The sequence below is a fragment of the Marinobacter sp. genome (assembly GCF_034669625.1).
Lineage (GTDB): Bacteria > Pseudomonadota > Gammaproteobacteria > Pseudomonadales > Oleiphilaceae > Marinobacter.
The window spans coordinates 37,953-56,955 of the sequence record NZ_JAXMOY010000014.1; the positions used below are offsets into that span (position 1 = coordinate 37,953).

The 19,003-nt window shown below is 53.8% G+C and carries 15 protein-coding genes; 6 read left to right on the plus strand and 9 right to left on the minus strand.

Annotated features, from left to right (window positions below):
• Window positions 1-9: 9 nt before the first annotated feature.
• Genes VOI14_RS12290 through VOI14_RS12310 form a run of 5 tightly spaced genes read right to left on the minus strand, consistent with a single transcriptional unit; the run spans window position 10 to window position 6,695 of the window.
• Window positions 10-1,002 (minus strand): hypothetical protein, encoded by a 993-nt coding sequence (locus VOI14_RS12290; RefSeq protein ID WP_323752339.1) that lies wholly within the window; start codon window positions 1,000-1,002, stop codon window positions 10-12.
• Window positions 989-1,594, minus strand: coding sequence for a condensin complex protein MksE (locus tag VOI14_RS12295; protein WP_323752340.1), 606 nt, complete (start codon window positions 1,592-1,594; stop codon window positions 989-991). Before VOI14_RS12295 ends, VOI14_RS12290 begins: the two co-directional genes overlap by 14 nt.
• Window positions 1,587-3,023, minus strand: coding sequence for a hypothetical protein (locus VOI14_RS12300; protein WP_323752341.1), 1,437 nt, complete (start codon window positions 3,021-3,023; stop codon window positions 1,587-1,589). The genes VOI14_RS12295 and VOI14_RS12300 overlap by 8 nt, the downstream gene beginning before the upstream one ends.
• Entirely contained in the window at window positions 3,016-5,955 is a 2,940-nt protein-coding gene (locus VOI14_RS12305; RefSeq protein WP_323752342.1) for a hypothetical protein, read from the minus strand. The genes VOI14_RS12300 and VOI14_RS12305 overlap by 8 nt, the downstream gene beginning before the upstream one ends.
• A 35-nt stretch (window positions 5,956-5,990) precedes the next feature.
• On the minus strand, window positions 5,991-6,695 hold the full coding sequence (locus tag VOI14_RS12310) for a hypothetical protein (RefSeq protein ID WP_323752343.1): 705 nt from the start codon (window positions 6,693-6,695) through the stop codon (window positions 5,991-5,993).
• Between the two features lie 108 nt (window positions 6,696-6,803).
• Here VOI14_RS12310 and VOI14_RS12315 point away from each other — a divergent pair, with 108 nt between their 5' ends.
• A complete protein-coding gene (locus VOI14_RS12315; protein WP_323752344.1) occupies window positions 6,804-7,451 on the plus strand; it encodes an MBL fold metallo-hydrolase in 648 nt (215 codons plus the stop codon).
• Between the two features lie 16 nt (window positions 7,452-7,467).
• Here VOI14_RS12315 and VOI14_RS12320 read toward each other — a convergent pair whose 3' ends face one another.
• Window positions 7,468-9,081: a methyl-accepting chemotaxis protein gene (locus tag VOI14_RS12320; protein ID WP_323752345.1), complete on the minus strand. Its 1,614-nt coding sequence runs from the start codon at window positions 9,079-9,081 to the stop codon at window positions 7,468-7,470.
• A gap of 256 nt (window positions 9,082-9,337) precedes the next feature.
• Between VOI14_RS12320 and VOI14_RS12325 the strand changes: the two genes are divergently transcribed.
• Complete coding sequence (locus VOI14_RS12325; protein WP_323752346.1) at window positions 9,338-10,000, plus strand: hypothetical protein; 663 nt, start codon at window positions 9,338-9,340, stop codon at window positions 9,998-10,000.
• 34 nt (window positions 10,001-10,034) lie between these two features.
• On the opposite strand, the gene VOI14_RS12330 is transcribed toward VOI14_RS12325, so the two are convergent.
• Together VOI14_RS12330 and VOI14_RS12335 are read right to left on the minus strand one after the other, a co-directional pair.
• Window positions 10,035-10,658: an L-threonylcarbamoyladenylate synthase gene (locus tag VOI14_RS12330; protein ID WP_323752347.1), complete on the minus strand. Its 624-nt coding sequence runs from the start codon at window positions 10,656-10,658 to the stop codon at window positions 10,035-10,037.
• Window positions 10,655-11,011 (minus strand): BolA family protein, encoded by a 357-nt coding sequence (locus VOI14_RS12335; RefSeq protein WP_323752348.1) that lies wholly within the window; start codon window positions 11,009-11,011, stop codon window positions 10,655-10,657. Before VOI14_RS12335 ends, VOI14_RS12330 begins: the two co-directional genes overlap by 4 nt.
• A 120-nt stretch (window positions 11,012-11,131) precedes the next feature.
• On the opposite strand from VOI14_RS12335, the gene VOI14_RS12340 reads away from it, so the two are divergent.
• The 4 genes from VOI14_RS12340 to VOI14_RS12355 all read left to right on the plus strand — a co-directional run bounded on the left by VOI14_RS12340 (window position 11,132) and on the right by VOI14_RS12355 (window position 18,372).
• Window positions 11,132-13,303: a DNA topoisomerase III gene (locus tag VOI14_RS12340; RefSeq protein ID WP_323752349.1), complete on the plus strand. Its 2,172-nt coding sequence runs from the start codon at window positions 11,132-11,134 to the stop codon at window positions 13,301-13,303.
• Between the two features lie 107 nt (window positions 13,304-13,410).
• A complete protein-coding gene (locus tag VOI14_RS12345) occupies window positions 13,411-14,139 on the plus strand; it encodes a response regulator transcription factor (RefSeq protein WP_323752350.1) in 729 nt (242 codons plus the stop codon).
• Entirely contained in the window at window positions 14,132-15,775 is a 1,644-nt protein-coding gene (locus tag VOI14_RS12350; protein ID WP_323752351.1) for a FecR family protein, read from the plus strand. The genes VOI14_RS12345 and VOI14_RS12350 overlap by 8 nt, the downstream gene beginning before the upstream one ends.
• Window positions 15,776-15,807: 32 nt before the next feature.
• Entirely contained in the window at window positions 15,808-18,372 is a 2,565-nt protein-coding gene (locus VOI14_RS12355) for a CHASE2 domain-containing protein (RefSeq protein WP_323752352.1), read from the plus strand.
• Between the two features lie 16 nt (window positions 18,373-18,388).
• Here VOI14_RS12355 and VOI14_RS12360 read toward each other — a convergent pair whose 3' ends face one another.
• The gene (locus VOI14_RS12360) at window positions 18,389-18,709 is read right to left on the minus strand and encodes a fibronectin type III domain-containing protein (RefSeq protein WP_323752353.1); all 321 of its coding nucleotides are present in this window, start codon (window positions 18,707-18,709) and stop codon (window positions 18,389-18,391) included.
• Window positions 18,710-19,003 lie beyond the last annotated feature (294 nt).

The window sequence follows — 19,003 nt, forward strand, 5'->3', positions numbered from 1 at the left end:
GAACGGCATTTAACGTCGAGGGGGAAGAACCCAACCGGCAAATCCCAGCAACCAACGCAGTACAATCAGCAGTGGCAGAAATATCAGGAACCAACCGAGTAACTGCACCATCCAAGTGGACACACCCAAGACCTTTGCGGCTCCGGCGAACAGGTCATTGAGTATGGCCGGGTGCTTCACTGTTACATAGGCCAGTGCGACTAGTGCTGGCCATTTCGCGTTGCCGACCATCGCCGATGCCACTTGCCCAGCTCGCGCCAATCTAGCTGAGTAGCTGGCCGACCGAGTCGATATCGTGGCCGCTCGTGCCGTGTTGGCCGCTACCCTACCCGCCTTAAGAAACTTCACCGTGCTACCGATGATGACGGCATCTACTGCCGCCCAGCCTATATCGCTGGCACGAATTTCTTGATCAGTTCGGTATCGGGTTTCCAGCGTGCGAATACCACTGGTGAAGAATTGAGTAATCCCTTCGGTAATTCGCTCGGTCCAGATCCATTCGATGGCGCCGCTCGGCGCTACTTTAAATTGACCGGTAAAGTCATCACCTTCCTGATTGACGAAGTTCACGGCATACCAGGCTCGTTGGTCAGGACTCAACGCTTCCCGGCCACCGGTTATCCGGTTCAGCACCTCAATGCTGGTCACGGGATTTTGATAGAAATGGATGACCGGTGGAATGAGATTCTCACCGTGGGCTCTCAATGCCTGTCTGAACTCTGGTTCATCACCAAACAGCTCAAGCAGCACGGGCGTATGTTCGGGGTACACATGAAGTGCGGATAGCGTCTTTAGCCAGAGCAAGGAATCTTGTTGATAATCCAGCATCCGTGCCTGAATGGGTAACGGCTGGACCAGCAATTCGGGATAGTGCGCAAACTGATTCTGGGCAGAAATAGAGACCAGGCGTTCCTCAACCATCATTGGCTTTGCCAAGGTGACAATGACGGCGGCTACCAACAAAGCCAGTGCCGCCGGCCAAAGGAGCCTATGCCTGCTCATATTCCCTGACCAGCTCTTCCAGGAAGTGCATACCGGCTGAACTCAAAAAGTATCGGTTCGCTCCGCTACGGAACATCAAATTGCGCTTACCCAGATAGTCCAGCGCTTCCGCGAGTCCTTTCTCAAATCGGGCCGTTCGGAGGATTTCCAGATATTCCTCATCAGCGCCCATCGCCGCCAGATCCTGCTCTCCGAGACCGGCATCAGGCCGCCCCAGATACTCCAGATCACGACCGCTACGCGCGAAATAACGTCCGATCAACAGCAGAACGACCTGCACCCGGAAAGCATTTTCATCGTGCTCTTCGGCTTCATCATCGCTGCTTTCTTTCAGGAAAAAGAAGGCCCCCTCATCGTTAAACACCAACTCACAGCCCAAGTGTTCATAGAAGGTCCGGAAATGGGCCAGGTGATTGTAGAGCAGATTATACAAAGGATTGGCCACCAGTTCGGAGCGGTTGCTGTCCCATAGCTCCCGAACAATGACACGGCCCGCCTGAAACTCCCGGTACAAAGCGGTGCTGTGCGCCGGCAAAACTTCATCGAAGCTGCTGGTGGGTTGATCCGGTTGCGGGCTGTTCAAGTCAGTCATGATTGCTCTCTACTTGTGGTTCCAATCGGCGCTTTCGATACACGAACTGTTCAGCGGCAGGCTCACTCGTTTTCTCTGTTTCCGGCGAGGTTTCCAATGTGCGAAAACGATTGGTAGTCACTACCTGATAACCGTCTGGCGGCGTGTTCACCATACGATTGAGAGCAGCCAACAAATCCGGGAACCGATACCCGGGAATAAACCCTTCCAAACGGCCATGAAGCTCCCGCACCAGATCACTGGTTGGCCGAAGCTTCAGAGTTTCCAGCCATTGGTAGAGCTGATTGATGCGCTGCACATCCACGAGGGCCGCACGGCCACCCCCGGCCACTTCCTGCAACACGGGCACTTCCGCCTTGCGGCGCAGGTCCGCCAGGCGCAAATCCAGTTCGCTGAACAGTAACTGGTAATAGCTGGACGAATTGCCGAAAGCATAATGCTTCGGGCGCTGCTGTGCCCGCAGCCCCACCAAAAAGCCTGTGCTTCGGGCGAAGTCGCCGCCTTCCAGCCACTTCCGGCGCAAGCTCAGGGTTTCGGTCTCTCCCTTGAGTTCCCGCAGTTTGCTGTAGAAGTGCTCCATAGCGTTGTACTGCACCATGCCCTTGCGGGTTTTGCGCAGAAAATGCTCCACCTCGTGCGCAACGCTTTGAATCGGTTTGTAGAGCGCATTGAGACTGAGGGACGAACGAAACAGCTGGTCCGCCAGACCGTGATCGCTATGGGTTTCCAAAAGGCGAACCATGGCTTCCAGAGTTTCAAACAAATTGCTGCCATCGGGCAGGCGAGTATCCGGATTCAGGAACACCAGCGTGGGCTTGATGTGACGTTCGTAGAGGGTAACGATCTGCTCCAGCAGGTTCTGCCGGAATTCCAGAAACTTCTCCGGGGCCCGGCTGGCGTCACCGGACAACTCCGCAAACTGGGCGCTGATGGTCTGCATGCGCAGCACATTCTGGCGTAGCAGACCGATCAGCTGGCTGACACGCTCGTTCAGGTCATCCCTAAGTTCGGTGAAATCCGGGTCGGATTCACTAAAACTGCTGATTTCCAGCCGGTTTCGAACATCCCGTAAGGTCACCAAATGTCCTCGCAGGCGGGCATCGGTCAACTCTTGATACAGCGAAGCATTACAGGCTCGCATCAGATTGATCAGCGCATTCTGAAACACCAGTCGCCGTTCGCCGTCTGCTTTGATGATGTCGATTACCAGTCCGGAGCGAAACAGGTTTTCCGTGTTCATGGCCAACCGCACACGGTCACCATCGGCGCCAGAAAGACTGCGGGTGTAGTCCATCAGCTCAGCTAACAGATCACTTTCACGCACGTAACGGGCTTCGTGCCGATCCATTCGTTCGATCAATCGAAACAGAATTTTCGGGTGATCGAACAACAGCCGCGTAGTATCCAGCGTGCTGAAACGTTTACTCATCCGCCAGCTCCAACAAACTGTTCTGAGTATGGTCCGCCCAATGACTCACCGGCTCGCCACCGGTGAAGCCTTCGGCACCGCCCCAGAACACCAAAGTCCGTTGCGGGCTGTAGGGCCGCGATGTACGCATCTGGCCAACTTCTAGGTGCCGTCCAATCAGATAAATCACTTCAGCACTGGCACTGTGGGTGGCCGCGGAAAACAGGTTAAAACCCTGCCGGCTTAACCGATCAAGCAGCCCAGGCATCTGACTGACGTCCACACTGGCCAGTTCGTCCAGAACCAGCGGGAACGACAGTTTCACACCCGGGTACAGCACCCGCTTGAGCAAACGGTACACCAGCTCCAAATTAATCAGCGCAGTCGTAGAAGTCGACTGGCCTTTTTTATCCAGGCTGGTAGCATTTTCTTTACGAGTTCGATAGGAGATCCCGGTGATCACCTTATCCATGGTCAGGCGTTTGCTACCGTGCTCTCCAAAGAAGTCCGCCACAAACACCCGTAGACGATCATAGAAAGCTTCGGACTGAAGCTGATTGCCATAGGGATCGATGTTGTTGGCTTCTTCCACCAGATTGCGGAATTTCGGGTCAGTGTGAATATCCACCCGAATTTCCACCAGATCGTTGATCTGCACCCCTTCCAGCTCTCGGTTGAGCTGAGCTTCAAAGCGGCTGATAAATTCGTGATTGGAGGTCAGCGCCTGCACGTAGCTGGCCACAGTTTCGTTGTGGACCGAGATCTGTTCGTTCAGCACTCGCCAACGCTCAGTCAACGCAGCAAACAGATCTGAGAGGCCTTTGAATGTGTCACGGATAACCGCCGAGGACGGGCTGTCTTTTTGCAGCTCACCGGCCGTGTCTTCGTAAACGCCCACATACACAAACTGGCGCAAGTGATCGAGAATATTCCGGCGCAGGGTGTCCAGCTCATCCAGCCGGTTTTGCAGGTCATCAAAGGCAGCCACGGAAACCTTTTCCACCGCCAATGCCTGTTCAGCCTGCACCGTTTTCAGGTGCTGGAATCGATGTTCTGCCGTGCCGACACTCCGGCTCAATTGCGCCAGCTCCCGCTCCCGCTCTTCGATGCGCTCTTTGTCAGCCCGGGCCTTGGCAACCTTTTGCTGAACTGCTTCCATCTTTTCCTGCTCCAGCCGGGCTTGTTCGCCCAGCTTGGCCAACGCTTCTTCTGCAGCTTTGCGCTCCTCGGTCGCATCTCGCAGAGTGGTTTCCGCGGCAGGGTAACGGGCCAGAGTGTCCAGATCTTTATCGATGGCGCGAATTTCTTTTTCCGTGCGTTCAATCAACCTGGGCCGGTCTTGCTCGTTATCGGTGGTGTCGGCCAATTCCGAGCGTTCTTTCTCCAGTCCGTTACGCTCGCCTTCCAACCGTCGGCGCTGCTCCGCATAGTCTTCATGCCGGGCCGGCTGCCCGGGGTATTCCGTATCAAACCAGTCATATCCTTTGCCGTTTGGCGCAAACAAGTTGGCAAAGGCTTCAATCGTGGATTTGCTGGCGGCATCCAGCGTTTGCCCGGGGCTGGCCATCATCAGTTTCGGGTCCACGGCACGCAGAGGTGCAGCCACCGACTCATCGAGCTGGTTTTGCAGTTGCCACTGCTGTTTGCTTTCTCGTTCCGCCAGCATGGCCATTTTGCTTTCCAGATCACGTTTCTGGGCGTCAATCTGGGCAACGCGAATTTCCGCTTGGGCAGCACTTTTCAGAGCATTCAGGTGGCTCTGTTTGTTTTCGCGATCTTCTTTAAGTACCTCATCGATTTCCTGCAGCGTCATGGTGCCGTATTGAGCCACCAGCAACTCGCCATTTTTCTTGTCCTGCTCGGCGCGGTTCAGGTTGCGCTCGGCCGCACGCGCTTCCCCTTTGAGACTATTGGTTTCCTGTTCCAGCTTTTTCAGGGTTTGCACGACGTGCTTCAGGATTTCATTCTGCTCGTTATAGGCTTCAACCGAGGTTCGCCGCTGAGCCCCCACCTGTTCCAATGCCGTGTTCAGACCATCTCGGAAAGCGGCAAAGTCGTGCTGACTTCGCAGCAGAGTCTGATACCGCTGGTACTCACCATTCAGCTTTTCAAAACGAGACCGCTCTTTCTCAATACGGTTGAGCTGATTTTGTTGCTGTTTCAAATGCTCGTGATGATTCAGGAATTCATCGATATCGAAATCAAAAGCATCGTCTGAGAATTTCTTGTCGGCTTCCACAATGCTAGCCACCGCGTTGGCCATGGCCCGATCATCCGCTTTCATTTCAAATAACAGCAGAATCAAGGTGCGAAGCGACTGCACTTTGCGTTCATCCGATTCCCCCAAGGGCAAAACCGAATAGCGCACGGCGTCTGCATTCATCAATTCGCTGCTGTACAACAGAGATTTCAGCCGGGCCGGATCATTTACAAAGCGGGTATCTTTGGAGCGTTTCTTTAACGATTCAGACAGCCGACTGAAGGATAACTCCGGAACCGCCTGACCAATACCATCCGAGTCGTCGCCATTCCAGAATAACGGTCGAAGTTGCTCGTAAGGCACGGGCACAAAGGCACGGCCATAACTCAGCTGACTACTGTTATCCCGGTAAAGAATTTGGCAGTGGGTGCCGGCGGGGTTTTCGGCTTCCATAATCAGGAAACTGTATTTGCCAGGAAAGTAATGCTGATAGCTTTCTTCGTTACTGTAGAAACTCCCTGCGCTGGCGTTACGGAAAGCGAATTTCTTTCGGCTGTTTTTGAAGTTGTTTTCTGGCAGCAGGAACAAACGCAGAGAGTTCAACAAACTGGATTTACCCAAGTTCCCGGGCCCCAGTATCAACCCGTGATGAGTAACCGGAATCTCCACGTAACAGAAGCCGGCTGAATCCACCAACACCAAACGGCGAATGCCAAAGGTGAACGCGCTTGGGCTCGCCTGTGAATCAGTCATCCAGAATCATCTCCTGCTCCATAAATTTACCCGTGCTACGGAACGCCCGAGCCAAACCAACAAACCCTAGATCTTCCGCCAGCGAGACCGCTTTTGTAAACCGTTCCGTGGTTTTGGGGGGCATTCGGAAACGACTCAACCACGGCGTCCAGTAAACGAGCCATCGTGGCGAACATCTGCAATCCGCCTATGTCGTAATCAAAGGCGCAGAACACCTTTTGATATCCTGCCAACCACTTCAAAGTTGCAGCTTGGGTAATCCGATTGCCACCACCCAGCACAACATCACAGCCTTCCAGCTCTAATGATGCTCCCATTACGTCGCAAACAAAGCTGAGCATTTGCTGGTAGCTGTAAAAATTTTGCTCATTCTCAATCACCAGCACATTAGTCGCCCGCTCGAAACCGATGTCCACATCATCGCCAACAATCACCACCGCATCGGGCCTTGGACCGGGCTGTTTCTGATGATATGCCAACACAAAACTCACGCCGGTTGCATGACGGTGGGAGTCTCCTTGTTTGGCTGCTTCTACACGACTAGCAGGAACAGTAGCCATCTCGCTTAAATTCTCAAAGGCAGCCGCATCGTTCACCGTCACTAACCAGCGGTTTACCGAGACTTTCTGAGTAGTAAAAATATCCCTATGCAGCCGTTGGGCATGTTCCGGCAGTTTCTTGAGAAACGCGGGATAATTAACCGGCTGACCTTTGCGTATTTTTTCCAGATAACTCTTCAAGCGTTCACCTGATTTAAAAACGTTTCTCAATCACTTTCCCAGCTTGAAAACTCGAGCCGGCGGCCAAATACCATTACCATAACGCCAAAATACAAGTTGAGGCTGATTATGTCCTTAAAGTACCGAATTGTGCCGGTAACGCCGTTCGAACAAAACTGCACACTGATCTGGTGTGAAGACACCATGAAAGCGGCCGTGGTTGACCCCGGTGGGGATCTTGACCGTATTCAGGCAGCCATTGAAGCCGAAGGCGTCACGGTTGAGAAAATTTTACTGACCCACGCTCACATTGATCATGCCGGCGGCACAGCCGAGTTGGCCAGAACCGCAGACATTCCCATTGTTGGGCCACAGAAAGAAGACAACTTCTGGATTCAGGGGCTACCCATGCAAGCCCAGATGTTCGGGTTTGCAACGCCAGAGGTATTCACTCCCGACCGCTGGCTGGAAGATGGTGACACGGCAACCGTAGGTAACCAGTCCTTGGAAGTCCTGCACTGCCCCGGCCATACGCCTGGCCACGTGGTGTTTTACCACCGGGATTCTGACCTGGCGTTAGTGGGCGATGTCTTGTTTAACGGTTCCATCGGCCGCACCGACTTCCCGAAAGGCGATCACGGTACACTGATCCGGTCTATCCGCGAAAAGCTGTTCCCGCTCGGCGACAGTGTCACGTTCATTTCAGGGCACGGGCCCATGTCCACCTTCGGGCACGAGAAGGCGACCAACCCGTTTGTTTCCGATCACCGGGGTTAATACCCCGACCAGATCCTTATTGAGACAAACGGAATTGTTCTACGGTTTTACGCAAGGTTTCAGCCATTTCCAGAAGATCGCCTGCAATGCGGGCGGTTTCTTGTGCGTCGCTGGAAGTTTGTTCAGCTGAGCGACTGATCTCGATCACGTTCTGATTGATCGACTCAGATACAGAGCTTTGCTCGTAAGAGGCATTTTCCATCTGTTCGTTCAAGCCGGTCATTTCCCGCACGGCAGCCGCAATGGCCTGCAGCTCGCTTTCCACCGTAAGAATGGCGTCCACCTGATTCTGCGCCATTTCAGATGCATGGCGCATCGTACCCACGCAGTCCACCACTTCCTGCTTCAACCCATCAATGGCTTTGCGGATATACTCTGTCGAATCCTGGGTGCGGGAAGCCAGCGCCCGAACCTCGTCAGCAACCACCGAAAAACCTCGTCCCTGCTCACCCGCTCGAGCGGCCTCAATCGCCGCGTTCAGAGCCAGAAGATTGGTCTGATCTGCAATTTCAGAGATTAATTCCAGACGGGAAGCCATTTCCGTGGTGCGCTGATCAAGCCGCTCGATACGGCCTGCGCCGTTCTGCACTTCCGCATTCAGTAACTCAATTCCCTGAACGGCGTCATGAGCCAATTGCTCACCAGCCTCCGCAGCGCGGGTAGTATCGGCAGACTTCCGAGCCGTATCGACTGCGTTCTCGCGGACCTGAACGGCAGAAGCTGCCATCTCAGTGGTCGCACTGGCCACTTGATCCGTGTTGTCTTTCTGAGCAAGCACTTCATGTTCGGTCGTTTCTGCTTTAGCGGAAATGGAGCGTGCCGCTGCTTCCACTTGGGCAGCGTTTGCCATTACCGTGTGCATGCTTTCGCGAATCTGGGACATCATGCGATTAAAGGCACGTGAGACGGAGCCGATTTCGTCATTCCGAGATACGTCCAGCTCGATAGACAAATCGGAGTTGCGGGAAATCTCATCCATGCTGTCGTGCAAACGGCGTAAACGGGAAAACACCAACCGCCCCAAAACCACAGCAGTCAGAATGAAGATCGCCACCAGAATAACAATCTGAACACCGCCGCCGAAGATGAGCTGTTTCTGAAGCTTGGCATCACTTTTGGCGAGAGAGTAATCAACCCGAATAGCGCCCAGGACGTCCCCTTCCTGACTTTGGTGGCAACTATGACAGTTCACGCCTTGGTAATCTGCCCGAGCGACGACAGGTTCAATTAGCGTATACACCCGGCCCTCCTCGTTGCTGGAGTACTGTTCCACACGCTCACCCGACAAGGCTTTCTTATCCAGTGTTTCGCGTCTGCGTTCCGCGGCACTGCCAGCACCGAACATCGCATTCAACTGATCACTTCGAATAACCCGAACATCCAGCACTTCCTCGGAGGCCAGCGCCTTATCCCTCAACATGTCCCGATTACTAATGGTACCCGTGAGCATCATGGTATTGAGGCCATCGAAATAAGATTTTGCCAAACCATCAACGTATTTTTGACTGTATTCTTCCAAATGCGCCCTCTGGGATTGAGCGCTGAAAACCACAGTAAAAACCAGTATCACGGAAAACGCTGTTGCCAGTGCTGCCAGTAAAAGAAAACGGATGGAATAGTGTTTTTTCATGATACTCCGGCGGCGGATGCTCAATAAACGAGCTAAGAGAAATGACGGCAGAACGATCAATAACTTTATAGATATAGTTCGGCTTTTTAGTGACCTAGATCATTCATACCGATAATTCAGTAGCCTCCTTGCAAAGTTTTACATTCCGCAGAGCATCGTCGCCATCAAACTGGCACGAAAACTGCTCAACCTCTTTAGTAGATCGTTTTAGTAACAGAATTCCGGCAGATTAGTGCCACCCAGGAGGAAATACACCATGTCGTTGCTGACATCATTAATTCAGGCAAGCACTCGCTTTCAGCAAGCCCTGGACACCCGTCAGGCTCCGGCAGACAGCTCAAATGCAGGGGCTGCAACCGAACCCAAAAAACTGGAAGCGGCTGGCAGCCCCGGCGGGGATCGTTTCACTCCATCGGAACAGGCACTACAAGACCCAGCAGACGTGAAGGTACAAAAACTCCCACTGAATCAGTATAAGCAAACGGTGGCGCAGGACCTCTCGTATATTAGAGACACGCTGCGGCACAAACTTGCCGAGTACAATTTGCACCCTGCTACGGCGCTGAATGTCAGCAAAGGCGAGGAAGGCAAGACCGTTGTTGAAGGTAAGATATCTGATGAAATTCGGGGGGAAATAGAGCAGGACCTGAACAACAATCGCGACTTTACAGATGCATTCAGTCGCCTAAGCATTAGCGAGCCGACACTCGACTTTATGGATAATGCTCTGAAGCTCAATCAGGCTTATGGAGTTCGCAATTCATTGTTAAGCTCATTGGTGAGTGAAAATCAGCAATTTAACGGTTTTCAGGATGTGCTCCACCGCTATGACAGCCTTCGCCGCAATACCAGTGCGAATGAACCACTGGCCGTGGGCGACTCACAACGCTATGCCTTCAACTTGAACGCCCGGGCCTGATTCCAGACCGGGCATTCTAATAAGCTAAATAGAGCTACCCTTCGAAAGGCGTCGGATCGCCTTTACCTACCCGGGTCACCTCCGGGACATCCCCGGTAAAGTTAACGACTGTCGTGGCTTCCATGCCGCAGAAGCCGCCATCGATGATCAAATCCAGCTCTTTTTCCAATGCATCACGGATATCCTCGGGATCCGTCATGGGCTCGGTTTCATCTGGCAAGATCAGCGTACTGCTCATAATAGGCTCGCCCAATTCACCCAACAGATCTCTAACAATAGCGTTGTCCGGCACCCGAACGCCGATAGTACGACGCTTGGGATGCAACAAACGGCGGGGCACTTCACTGGTGGCATCCAAAATGAAGGTATAAGCCCCTGGAGTGAACGTTTTCAGTAGCCGGTATTGGGTGTTATCGACTTTGGCGTACACGCCGATGTCAGAGAGGTCACGACACACCAAGGTAAAGTTGTGCTTGTCGTCCAGCCTGCGAATACGTTTGATTCTGTCGGCGGCTTGCTTGTCACCCAAATGACACCCCAGCGCATAGCCGGAATCCGTCGGGTACACAATCACGCCACCGCTGCGAATGATATCCACTGCCTGCTTGATCAAACGCTTTTGTGGGTTCTCAGGATGAATTTGAAAAAACTGGCTCATGAATTAACTCCCTGTTTTAACTTGGCGGCCATTGAGGCGTCCCCCTTGGAACCACCCATACAATTCGGCGAATCGGGTGCTGTCTGTCCGGTTTTCGCCCACTCCTCCGGCGTATACAAGTGTAAAGCCAGGGCGTGCACAGGCCCGGCCAGCTCTTCGGCCAGCACCTTATAAATCATCTGGTGTCGCTTCACTTTCATCACGCCGCTGAAGGCTTCTGAAACCAAAGTCACCTTAAAGTGGGTTTCGGAATTCGGGGGTACCGAGTGCATATGGCTCTCGTTTTCGACCTGTAATTGCCCTGCTTCAAATGCGCTGGCTAGTTTGGTTTCAATGGTATTCTGAACTTGCATGGTCACTTACCCTCCAATCTATATAGCCCCAGTCTACTACACAAAGCGCAGTAGCCCAGAACCTTGACACCAACGCACGAAAGCGCCACATTCCGGTGCCATTTATAGAACCCAAGTACCATGCACCTGTATATAGCTGAAAAACCAAGTTTGGCACGCGCCATTGCCGCCGCCCTGCCCGGCCCCTACCAAAAAGGTCAGGGCTGGATTCGCTGTGGGGATGGTCATAATGCGGTCACGGTCAGCTGGTGTATTGGCCATCTACTGGAACCTGCGGAACCTGCCAGCTACAACCCGGCCTGGAAGCGCTGGCGTCTTGAAGATTTGCCGCTGTTTCCCGATCAATGGCAGTTGACTCCGAAGGACAGTGTCAAACAGCAGTTCAAGGTTCTCGAATCACTCATTCGAAAGGCCGCACTGATCACCCATGCCGGCGACCCTGACCGAGAAGGTCAGCTGCTGGTGGACGAAGTCATTCGATTTGTCGGCTCGAAAGCGCCGATCAAACGCGTATTGATTAACGACCTCACCCCCAACGCCGTTGCCCGGGCCATCGCCAGCCCAAAAGAAAACAGTGAGTTCCGAAGACTGTCCCACTCCGCCCTCGCCCGACAAAGAGCGGACTGGCTTTACGGCATCAACCTCACCCGGTTTTATACGCTCACGTATGAGCAACAAGGTGAGCAAGGTGTGTATTCCGTTGGTCGCGTGCAGACACCGGTTCTGGGCCTGGTGGTAGAGCGGGACAATACCATTGAGCACTTCGAGCCAAAACCCTGGTTTCGCATTGAAGGAGTGTTTCAAGCCTCGGAGGAGGAATCAGACCAACGCCCGTTTACCGCGCGCTGGCTACCCGACGATCAACTCCAGGAGCACCTGGATGAAGAAGGCCGCCTGCTCAGTCGCGACATCGCGAATGAGATCGCTAGCGCCGTGCATGGTCGGCCCGGGCGAATCATTGAATCCCGTTTCCGGGACCGGCCAGAGCCACCCCCGCTCCCGCTGTCACTCTCGGCACTGCAAATTGAAGCCGGCCGGCTGTTCGGGATGGGCGCAAAAGACGTGTTGGATACCGCCCAGAATCTCTACGAACGCCACCAGCTCATCACCTACCCGCGTTCAGACTCCCGTTACTTACCGGAAGAGCATTTCAATCAACGCGAGCAAGTGATCCGGGCCATCGGCCGAGCGGCGCCTGATCTGGCACCCCATACGGAACACCTCGACAGCAGCCGCCGATCCGCCGCTTGGAACGACAAAAAAGTCGATGCTCACCACGCGATCATTCCCACGGTGCGGCCATCGGGAAACGGCAAGCTGACGGCGGCAGAGCAAAAAATCTATGGCTTGATCAGCCGCTACTATTTGATGCAGTTCTGTCAAGACGCGATACATCGGGAAGGCAAGCTCACCGTTCAGGTGCAAGATCACAAATTCCGCGCCACGGAAACCGCACTCCTCAGCTCCGGCTGGAAAGCGCTAGAGCTGAAGCTTAAAGATAAGAACAACGAACCCCAGAAGCCCCCGCTGCCCCGCCTAGAGCGTGACGAACCGACCATCTGCCGTCAGTCCGAAGTGAAAGAGCGGACAACTCAGCCCCCTCAGCACTTCACAGACGCCACGTTGCTCTCCGCAATGACCAACATTGCCCGTTTTGTGGCGGACGCAGAACTCCGTAAAACACTGAGAGAAACCGATGGCCTCGGTACAGAAGCAACCCGAGCCGCGATCATTGATACATTATTCAAGCGCGATTACCTGGTGCGGGAAAAACGTTTTATCCGTGCCACAGACAAAGGCAAGGCGCTGATAGCCGCATTACCAGACTCGGCGCGAACCCCCGACCGCACCGCGGTATGGGAAGCCACGCTGGAAGGTATTCGCCGGGGCGAAGACGACCCCAAAGCCTTCCTTGAAACCCTGAAAAACGAAATACGGGGTTTCATAGCCCGACTGGAAGCGCCCCAAACTTCCAAGCAGACCGATGCCAACATCCACTGCCCAAAGTGCCGGACGCCAATGGTGCAAAGAGAAGGCAAGTTCGGGCCCTTCTATGCCTGTACCCGCTACCCTAAGTGCACTGGCACACGCCCTTTGGAAGACTGCCAACCACAGGATGGTACCAGTCAAAAACCGGTACCTTGCCCGCACTGCTTTTCACCCTTGGTTCGTCGTCAAAGCAAAAAAGGTTGGTTCTGGGGCTGCAGTAATTTTCCAACTTGCCGACAAACAGTTAATGACGACAACGGGAAACCCGCATTAGTGTTACGGAATAGTACATATCGACACTGAAACACCTTACACTTCCTGGGATAATCGACATTGCTGCAGAGCGCATCATCTTCTTCATTCTGCACAACGTGACCCCGCACCAAGTATCACCATAGAGGCCAAGCTCAATGCGCATTGCTCTGCTTGAAGACGAATTTGAACAAGCGCAAAACATTCAAGCAATCCTGTCCGATAAAGGATACGAATGTGACAGCTTTGCCACTGGGCAATCCTTTCTCAGTGCCGTTCTGCACCGCAGTTACGACCTGATCATTCTGGATTGGCAGATACCTGACATGACGGGCATCGATGTGCTGAAAAGTGTTCGCACCCATCTGGACTGGGCCATTCCCGCGATTTTCTTGACCCAGCACGATAGCGAGAGCGATATCGTATGCGCGCTGGATGCAGGTGCAGATGATTTTCTGGCAAAGCCAGCCCGTGCCGCAGAACTGGTTGCTCGGCTCAATGCACTTGCACGCCGAAGCAGCCCGGAAAGCGACAAAGAGCAGCTGATTTTTGGCCCCTTCGAAGTCAATATGAATCACCGGAGCATAAAGTTGCACGGCGAACCCCTGACACTCACGGATAAAGACTTCGACCTAACTCTGTTCCTGTTCCGGAATCAGGGCCGCCTGCTCACTCGAGACGTGCTGCTCGAACGAGTATGGGGTGTCGCGAGAGACATCAACACTCGCACCGTTGACACTCACGTGAGCCGACTTCGTCGCAGATTGGGGCTCAATCCGGAAAATGGGTTCCGGATCAGAACCATCTATCAGCGCGGATATCGTCTGGAAACTGTACAGGCGAACGAGGCAAACGCATCTGTGAGTGATCAAACGACCTATGCCTGAACCGATTCACGCCACTTTGCGTAAGATCGCGGCGCAACTGTTCGCGCTAGTGATCCCGCTAATACCAGGCCTCGCCTTCGCGGAACTCTCTGTCGCTCAAGGCTCTGCGCCGACATCCTCTTACCCGGCCAAAGCAACGCCGGAGTGGATTTATACACTCCAGCAAAACGACTCGCTGACCAACATTTCAGCCACCCTGCTGCAAAATACTGCCGATGGCCACCGGCTTCTTGCTCACAATGGCTTACCCAGCAACGCCTCCCTCAAAGCGGGAGAAACACTGCGCATCCCGGTTGCCTGGTTAAAACGCCAACCTGAGCCCGCCCGAGTCTCGTCGGTCAGCGGTAACGTTCAGCACATCTCCGGATTTGATGGTCGCAAAACACCACTGACCGAACAGTCTGTGATTCGGGTAGGAGACGAGCTTCTGCTGGGGGCTGGTTCCGCCACGTTAACGCTGGCCGATGGCTCCGAAATACGCGTATCACCCAACTCTCGGCTCATGTTCAACCGGCTGACCCAGTACGGCAAAACCGGCATGGTCGACACTCGCCTGCGGTTGCAAAAAGGTGAGGTGCACTCCCGCGTAAAACCCCTTCAGGAAAACGGGGCTCTATTCGAGATCACCACGCCATCCGCAGTAGCGGCCGTGCGTGGCACCGCATTCACCATACAGGCTGGTGTAGGAGGCAGCAGCATACAGGTACAAAAAGGTGTGGTGGATTTTGGTCGCCCCGGCAAGGCTCAACGAATTCCGGCGGGCTATGGCGCGAGTGTGACCACAACAAGCACTGAACGCCTTAACATCAGGCAACTGCCACCTGCGCCAACGGTTAACCCCGTGGAACCCGTGGTAAGTCGTCTACCGGCTGAGCTGTCCTGGCAACCAACGTCAGCACCCGCCCATAGAATTGATATCTTTGAAACGTCATCCGGAGGCTGGGTACAAAGCCGAAGTGTGACCGACAACCAGTTCCCCATTGATCAACTCGACAACGGTCAATATGAACTCCATGTTGCGGCTCTTGATCAACGAGGCATTGCGGGGCTGCCTTCGGTTATCCCGATCAAAGTTGAGCTTCTGGCCAAGACGCCCACCCTCATCAGCCCGGAAAACGACACCAGTATCGACGATGACATGCCAGAATTTCGCTGGCAGCTGAATGGCTCAAACGAATTAGCGCGCATCGAGATTTCGCAAGACGAAACCTTCGAAAACTTGGTCAGCACCAGTGAATGGGCGCCGGAAAGTCTTGCTCTGCCCTCACGAGCCTTGAACCCCGGCACCTATTTCTGGCGCGTCACAACCGAAGCTGGTGGCACGTCATTCGCGGCCTCCGACGCTCGAAAATTGACGATCAATGGGACCATCCCACCCGTTCGAATCATCAACATCAATTATCTGGACAGTCAGGTTCGAGTGTTCTGGGAACGGGCCGATACGGCGAAAAAGTATCGCTTGCAGCTCTCTGAAGAGCCGGGATTTCAGAACATCATCAAAGAAGCCGATGTGCCCGACACCACAGCATCCTTGCGCCTGATTCCCGGTAGACGTTATTTTGTGCGCGTAAAAGCACTTGCAGAAGGTCCGATAGCCAGCCGCTGGGGCCCGGGACGCGAACTGTATCTCGATTAAACTTCTACTGAACAACCAATAGCACAAGGCCCATGACCAAGGACTGGCTTACCCTAAAAAACGCGCCGTGGGCTTTAGGCCTTCTACTCTTCGTCAGCTTATTTCTTTTCAAAGCCAGCGGGCTGCCCGAGCGAATCGAACATTGGCTTTACGACAAAGCCATCACCACTTCGCCAGCTCCGGTCAGCGACCAGGTAGCGGTGGTCGCCATCGACGAATACAGTCTCAGCCAACTTGGCCGCTGGCCTTGGCCTAGAGGTCTCCATGCTCAGTTGATTAACCAGCTGTATGAAGACGGTGCACAAACCGTCGTTTTTAACCTACTGTTTCCTGAACCACACACTGACGACACCATACTAGCAGCGGCTATGAACCGGCATGGCGAGGTCGTCCTCCCCGCTTTCTTAGCGGCCAGACCTCCGCACCAGCTCATTCAGGAGCAGTTACCAAGCCCTGAATTAGCCGATGCCGCCAGCGCGCTTGGCCATGTTCACGTTGAACTGGACAACGACGGCGTTGCCCGAGGCATCTATTTGCGAAACGGCATGGCAAACCGCTTGTGGCCGACCCTGCCGTTGGCGCAACAGAGCCATCACCTACCACTGGCAGCACCCGACTTACCGGCTTACCTGAACGTTCGCACCGACTACCGCAAAGTGCCTCTCGCGGGGGCTGCCGGAACGATACCCAGCACCTCTTATGCAACGGTCCTAGACGGTACATACTCGGACGACTTATTTGCGGGAAAAACAGTCTTCGTCGGGGTAACAGCCGCCGGCTTCCGAGACATGCTCCCAACGCCCTTCTCCGGCCTTGGGCTTCCCATGCCCGGCGTAGAGTTTCATGCCAACGTCTATTCAGCCCATCAACAAGGTCTGCTTATTTCCGAGGCGCCCGAATGGGCCAGCCTTACTCTGAGCATTCTGGTGCTGATCATTCTGGCCGTGCTGCTACCGCGACTGACACCCACCTGCACCCTTCTCACCTGTATTGCCATGTCTACGGTGGTCGTTGCCGGCTATCTATTACTGCTTTTTTCACTGCGCATTCAGCTACCCGTTATCAATACTTTGATGCTGTCCTTGTTTGCGATACCGGTTGCTATCGGTTTCCGACTGGCCGTGACCAACCGCTTTCTTAACCGGCAGCTGGACGATATGGCCAGCACTCCGAGCCTGTCTCTGCCGCAACCGGCAAAGCGACAACCCGCTCAATTACTGGAACACTTTCAAGCTTTGCTGGAACCGGAAGGCTGGCTGCTCTCCGAAAATGGAGAACTCTTACAAATTCACGGAATGACGGTGGCACAATCACCGCATCTACCCGAAGTCGGACAATGGGTTCATCAACTGAATCAAAGTTGGATAAAGCTCGAACGGGGTAACTCGACCTACGTGCTGGGGCTAACCCTGAACAATGACCTGAGCCGGGAGGTCACACAACAATATCTGCGCCACCTTGTATTAGAGCCCAGCTCGCCCAACGGTCTTAGCCACTACTCACCTCAGGCGTTCTCACCCCGTCTGGAGAAAGTGCAGCTGGCAAGCAAGCGGTTAAACCAGATGCAATCGTTCATTCAACACAGCTTCGAGCACATGCCTGACGGCATCATCGTAACCGATGAACTGGCCGTTGTGCGGTTTGCCAACCGCCACATTGAAGATTGGTTTCGCGAGCCAATGCCTAGCCTCAGCGGTACACCTCTGACCAAGCTACTGCAGGGCCATGACCCGCGAAACAATCCGCCTTGGAATGAAATCGTGTCAGAGACACTGACTCTGAACGAAAGTCGCACCGTGAATCTGAAAGTACACGGTAGGGACTTCCTCATTCACCTTGCCCCAGTCACCCTGCCCGGCGGCGGGCAATCGGGCATTATTGCCAACCTCTCAGACATATCTGAGCTGCGAGAACAGCAACGCCAGCACAGACAAGTCGTCGACTTTATCTCCCACGATGTGCGCTCACCGCTTGTGTCGCAATTGGCCTTGATTGAACAACTTAAACGGGACCCTTCCAATATCAACGTGCGACAAATCGAACAGTTGGGCAAACTGGCACGGCGCAGCTATTCGCTGGCGGAAGAATTTGTGAACCTTGCTCGAGCAGAACAGCTGTCCGAAACCCGGTTCTATGAATGCGAACTCCTGGCTATTGTCGAAAATGCTCGAGACAGCGTGTGTGAGCAGGCCTATGAAAAACACATACGACTGGAACTGAACGACACCGAAGACCTTTGGCTGAAGGGAAATGCGGAGTTGCTGGAGCGTGCCGTCATCAATCTGCTCACCAACGCCATCCAATACAGCCCACCGCACACCACCATTAACATCCAGGTGTACCAGGCCGGACACCTCGCCGGACTTGCGATTGCCGATGAAGGCTCCGGAATTGATGAACAAGAACTGCCGTATTTGTTCGACCGCTACCATCGGCAGCGCCACAACGAACTTGCAGGAAATCGCGGCACAGGGTTGGGCTTAGCGTTCGTAAAAACCGTCGTGGAAAAACATAAAGGGAAGATTAACGTGGACTCAATGCTGGGTGAAGGTACCACATTCACCCTTAAACTACCGATCGCCGACCCGATGGGATAACGGGCCGGCAAGGGCATCAAGACTGGATGGTTTTACTCACCGGCTCTGATGGCTCACTGATGAGCCCTTGTTTATCCTGAGCCTGAATAGTGAAGTACCAAGTGCCGACATCAAGATCCTCTACGGTGTGAGACATCTCGGGGTACGACTCGGCCTCCCCCACCACAATTTCCTCATTGAGATCTTCAACATTTTGGCCGTAGCGGATCACGTATTTATCCAGCTCGCCCATGGCAATGCCATCGCCATTGACTCGGGTAGCCGGGGCGGACCAGCTCAATACCGCTGAACGTGGTTCTTCTGAAGATTCCGATTCGGTTGTACCCGTCGAGTTCACAGGCGAGTCTTTACTCGTATCCTCAGAGACCGAACTGTTCGTAGATGCTGAATTTGAAGCAGGAGAGTCAGATTCTCCTGAGCCACCACCTCCACAACCCGTTAACACCAATCCCAAAGCAAACGCGGCAATCCATGCCTTTGACATTTTAATGACGCGTTTCTTAATCATTTCGTACCAGCTTTCCGTCGAATTTGTGAAATTCTATAAAATCGACGGTACGACTAATACAGATAAACGTCTGTCTTTTTGTTGTTAATTCGTCAACTTTCTGCCGTTCTGGTTACATAAACC

Excerpts from the sequence above, each read along its gene's own strand:
- VOI14_RS12335 (WP_323752348.1), bottom strand. The coding sequence starts at position 11,011 with ATGCAAGTTCAGAATACCATTGAAACCAAACTAGCCAGCGCATTTGAA.
- VOI14_RS12290 (WP_323752339.1), bottom strand. The coding sequence starts at position 1,002 with ATGAGCAGGCATAGGCTCCTTTGGCCGGCGGCACTGGCTTTGTTGGTA.
- VOI14_RS12350 (WP_323752351.1), top strand. The coding sequence starts at position 14,132 with ATGCCTGAACCGATTCACGCCACTTTGCGTAAGATCGCGGCGCAACTG.
- VOI14_RS12300 (WP_323752341.1), bottom strand. The coding sequence starts at position 3,023 with ATGAGTAAACGTTTCAGCACGCTGGATACTACGCGGCTGTTGTTCGAT.
- VOI14_RS12320 (WP_323752345.1), bottom strand. The coding sequence starts at position 9,081 with ATGAAAAAACACTATTCCATCCGTTTTCTTTTACTGGCAGCACTGGCA.
- VOI14_RS12355 (WP_323752352.1), top strand. The coding sequence starts at position 15,808 with ATGACCAAGGACTGGCTTACCCTAAAAAACGCGCCGTGGGCTTTAGGC.
- VOI14_RS12315 (WP_323752344.1), top strand. The coding sequence starts at position 6,804 with ATGTCCTTAAAGTACCGAATTGTGCCGGTAACGCCGTTCGAACAAAAC.
- VOI14_RS12305 (WP_323752342.1), bottom strand. The coding sequence starts at position 5,955 with ATGACTGATTCACAGGCGAGCCCAAGCGCGTTCACCTTTGGCATTCGC.
- VOI14_RS12340 (WP_323752349.1), top strand. The coding sequence starts at position 11,132 with ATGCACCTGTATATAGCTGAAAAACCAAGTTTGGCACGCGCCATTGCC.
- VOI14_RS12325 (WP_323752346.1), top strand. The coding sequence starts at position 9,338 with ATGTCGTTGCTGACATCATTAATTCAGGCAAGCACTCGCTTTCAGCAA.
- VOI14_RS12295 (WP_323752340.1), bottom strand. The coding sequence starts at position 1,594 with ATGACTGACTTGAACAGCCCGCAACCGGATCAACCCACCAGCAGCTTC.
- VOI14_RS12330 (WP_323752347.1), bottom strand. The coding sequence starts at position 10,658 with ATGAGCCAGTTTTTTCAAATTCATCCTGAGAACCCACAAAAGCGTTTG.
- VOI14_RS12345 (WP_323752350.1), top strand. The coding sequence starts at position 13,411 with ATGCGCATTGCTCTGCTTGAAGACGAATTTGAACAAGCGCAAAACATT.